Source organism: Tepidibacter formicigenes DSM 15518 (genome assembly GCF_900142235.1).
In the GTDB taxonomy this organism is placed as follows: Bacteria; Bacillota; Clostridia; order Peptostreptococcales; family Peptostreptococcaceae; genus Tepidibacter; species Tepidibacter formicigenes.
Genome location: NZ_FRAE01000114.1, coordinates 1 through 3,560 on the forward strand (window position 1 = coordinate 1; position 3,560 = coordinate 3,560).

A 3,560-nucleotide genomic window follows, 5' to 3' on the forward strand; every position below is an offset into this window, starting at 1 on the left:
ATTTCCGTTGCTCAAAATAAACTTGGCTTCATGTTTTATATCCAGAATCACTTAATGTGACTCATTATGACCTACTGTTTAATTTTCAAAGTTCAATGTCTTAACGACAAAAAATACTATACAATTTATTTTAAAATATGTCAATACTTTTTTTGAAATTAATTTTTTAACTTGTAAAACTCAATTAGAATATAAGCTATGTATTAGCATGAAGCGAATTTTTTTATTCTTTTGTCTGATTTTTTTTAACAACAATGATTTTTCCTTATTTGTTGTTTTATATATATTTAATATATTTATATTATTTAATTATTTAAGACAGTGTTATAAGCTAGTCATTTCAATAACTTCAAAATTTAAAAACGACTTTTTCATACCGAAAAACGACTTTTTCATACCGAAGTGCGACCTTTTCATACCCAAAAACGACTTATAATCTATATATGTCGTAAATACAATGATAAATTAACGATTAAAATAGTATTTCGATGTAAAAATAAAATAAATACTAATTACACTCTATTCATTGAAAATACACAGTATTAAATGGAATATATATATTATAGATAAATGTAAATTTGTACTTTAAAAACGACTAATGGTTTATGTATGTCGTTTATTGTGTTATAATATCATTGGTTTTATTTAACAATAAAGGGTGAGAAATTATGAATAAGGTTGATAAAAGTTTTTTGATAGTACAAAGTAATTCATTAATAGAGAAGAAGAGAACTTTAACTTTAGATGAACAGAAAATTGTATTAATTTTTGCATCATTAATAAGCCCAGAAGATGAAGAATTTAAACTTTATGAAATTGAAGCAAGTAAAATAATGAATTTATTGGAAGTTAAAAATAAAAGTAAATATACAGCTCTAAAAGAAACTATATATACTTTAGCATCTAAACCTATCAAAATAGAAGATGGTAAAAGTTTTGAGATAATGCAGTGGTTTAGTAAAGCAGCATATAAAAACGGAATTTTAAAAATTAGGTTTGATGAAGATTTAAAACCATATTTATTAGGTCTTAAAGAATTATTTACAAAATATAAATTGGAAAATATATTACATATGAAGTCTAAATATAGTATTCAGCTTTATGAATTATTAAAATCTCATGAATATAAAAAAGAAATTTGCGTATCAATTGAAGAATTAAGAGATTTTTTTAATTTAGAAGGTAAATATAAAAGATATAATGATTTTAAGAAAAGAACTATCTTAAAAGCTCAGGAAGATATAAATGGAAAAACAGATATAACATTTGATTTTAAAGAAATAAAAAAAGGTAGAGCTGTAAAAGAGATTAAATTTATAATTAAATCTAAAAAAGTAATAGAAGAAATAAAAGAAGAAAAACAAATAGAATTAGATATAGAAACTAAGGTTAAAATAGAAACCCTTAAATCTGTAATAGGATATGATTTTAAAGAAAAAGATTATATGGCTTTATTAGATGTAGCTGAAAGAGATGTAGGTAAAATAATACAAAAATACTATATTATAAAAGATTCTTATATTAAGAAAAATAAGAATATAGATAATATTATAGGTTTATTAATAGAAGCTATAAAAGAAGATTATGATGAAGTAGCAGTTACAACAGAAAATACATATAGGAAAACAGTATTTCACAATTTTGAGCAAAGAACATCTAAGTATTCAGCTGAAGAATTAGAAAAAATCATTTTAGAAAAACAAAAAAAGAAATAAAAAATATTTATACCTCAATTTTGATATCAAAATTGGTTTCAAATTCATCATATTCTTTTATGTCTTTTTTTATTTCATTATTTAATAAAATATGGATAAAGAGATGTAATTAAACTAAGGACTAGCTATAATTTATCAAATAAATAGCAGGTAATAAAGTAAAAGGAGAACCTGCTATTTATTTACATTCCATTTTCACAAGTATTGGGTATAATAATTCTTTTATATTATTTATACACTCTATTGCTTCCTCTATTTGTTCTTTGTCTGTTTCATAATAATTTTCACCAGGGTATCTTTTTGAAAAATAATAATCATTCAATATACTACAACATTTCCATATTTTTTTTGTTTCAGGATAATGATTCATTACTTCTCTAGATAAACTTTTAAGATTATGTGTTTTATTTATTTCTCCTGTTTTAATGTTAATTATATGTTTTAATAATTTTTCTACAAATTGATGACAATTAACTAATATATTGTCGTATACATATTCTGATTTTAAATCATAATTTAACATTGCAGTCATATAATCATTATGAGCCATATAAGCAAATGTATTTACTTTAAATGGGTTACTGTACATATAATGTAATTCCTTTCTTTATTATATTGTAAGGTATTGATTTTTCAAATTCATTTGAATTATACAATTTTTCACTTATAAAATACAAGTCAGTTTCTATATCGTCATCTATTTCATTATCCCATAATTCATTTCTTATTTTTGAATATAATTTAGGGTTTGCACTTCCTTTTATAACTAAAGCTAAATCAACGTCTGATGTTTCTTTAACTTGACTTTTAGCACAACTTCCAAATAATATTATTTTTAATGTATCATCTTGATATTTACTCAAAAGAAACATAATTGATTTGATTATTTTATATTTAAACTTTTTGGGTAAAGTATGATTTTCTATTATTTCTTTATAAGATTTCATTATTATACTCCTTTTGTTATATTATTGTATTTTTCCGTGAGCTACCACCGAGACAAGCAACGAAGGTTTTCGGGTATTTTCCATAAATTTATCTAATACATCTTTATATAAAACAAATACTTTTCTTTTACTTTCTCCAGTAAGTTTAGAAGTTTGAATTTTTAACTCTGGAATATCAATAATCTTCTCTTTAGTTTTTTGTAGATTATACCATTTCATTAACTCTTTGTGTTACTGCATCATTTTTAATATATCGGATTTTAAATTTACAATTTCAATAATTTCTTTTTTAGGTATTATTTGAGTATTATTGTGATTTACATTCTTTTCTTCGCTTGATTTTTCAGCATATGTAACTATAGTATTACTATAATAATATTTAAGCAATACCAGAAGATAAGGTAAGTCTTCAAATTACTTACTAACTATATTATTTCAATAATACTTGAGTAATATTTCTCATCTATGAACTAAATATTATTTAGGTTATATTTATTACTTCGATGATATTTGAGTAACACCTCTTATCTTATAGATTATATTTTAGAATGATTTTTTAAGGAACAAAATGTAAAAATCTTGCCAAAAGAAGAAATGTTGTTATAAGAAGAAAGGATATTAAAAAAATTTTCAAAATTATATCATTCGATTTGGGATTTTTATGATTCATAGTAAAATCCTCTCTTTGTTGGATTTATAAAAATAATACCATGGCATAATATGGAATTCAAATTATTATAATGCCTATTTACTTCAATTGAATCTATAAATGAATTAAGTAAAGCAATAATAACTTTAAAGTGAAAAATACCCCATGGCCTAATGAACTTAACGGAGTATTTATTATTTAGATAGAATCTTTCTTATTTGTGTTTCACAAATATCATATTTAAGAGAT

The 3,560-nt window shown here is 22.3% G+C and carries 4 protein-coding genes; 1 reads left to right on the plus strand and 3 read right to left on the minus strand.

Annotation, left to right across the window (positions count from 1 at the left end):
• Window positions 1–668: 668 nt before the first annotated feature.
• Window positions 669–1,715 carry a replication initiation protein gene (locus BUA77_RS12885; protein ID WP_072890924.1) on the plus strand — a complete coding sequence of 349 codons (1,047 nt, stop codon included), beginning with the start codon at window positions 669–671 and terminating at the stop codon, window positions 1,713–1,715.
• Between the two features lie 178 nt (window positions 1,716–1,893).
• Here the strand turns inward: BUA77_RS12885 and BUA77_RS12890 are convergent, their stop codons facing one another.
• From BUA77_RS12890 to BUA77_RS12900, 3 genes are read right to left on the minus strand one after another with little or no spacing between them, the layout of a single operon-like run.
• Window positions 1,894–2,304 carry a HEPN domain-containing protein gene (locus BUA77_RS12890; protein ID WP_072890926.1) on the minus strand — a complete coding sequence of 137 codons (411 nt, stop codon included), beginning with the start codon at window positions 2,302–2,304 and terminating at the stop codon, window positions 1,894–1,896.
• Window positions 2,294–2,662, minus strand: a complete 369-nt coding sequence (locus tag BUA77_RS12895) for a nucleotidyltransferase domain-containing protein (RefSeq protein ID WP_072890929.1) — start codon at window positions 2,660–2,662, stop codon at window positions 2,294–2,296. The genes BUA77_RS12890 and BUA77_RS12895 overlap by 11 nt, the downstream gene beginning before the upstream one ends.
• 21 nt (window positions 2,663–2,683) lie before the next feature.
• Window positions 2,684–2,881, minus strand: a complete 198-nt coding sequence (locus tag BUA77_RS12900; RefSeq protein WP_072890931.1) for a hypothetical protein — start codon at window positions 2,879–2,881, stop codon at window positions 2,684–2,686.
• Window positions 2,882–3,560 lie beyond the last annotated feature (679 nt).

What these genes read in the sequence shown, in the direction of transcription:
- BUA77_RS12885 (WP_072890924.1), top strand. Translation starts at nt 669, where the DNA reads ATGAATAAGGTTGATAAAAGTTTTTTGATAGTACAAAGTAATTCATTA.
- BUA77_RS12890 (WP_072890926.1), bottom strand. Translation starts at nt 2,304, where the DNA reads ATGTACAGTAACCCATTTAAAGTAAATACATTTGCTTATATGGCTCAT.
- BUA77_RS12895 (WP_072890929.1), bottom strand. Translation starts at nt 2,662, where the DNA reads ATGAAATCTTATAAAGAAATAATAGAAAATCATACTTTACCCAAAAAG.
- BUA77_RS12900 (WP_072890931.1), bottom strand. Translation starts at nt 2,881, where the DNA reads ATGAAATGGTATAATCTACAAAAAACTAAAGAGAAGATTATTGATATT.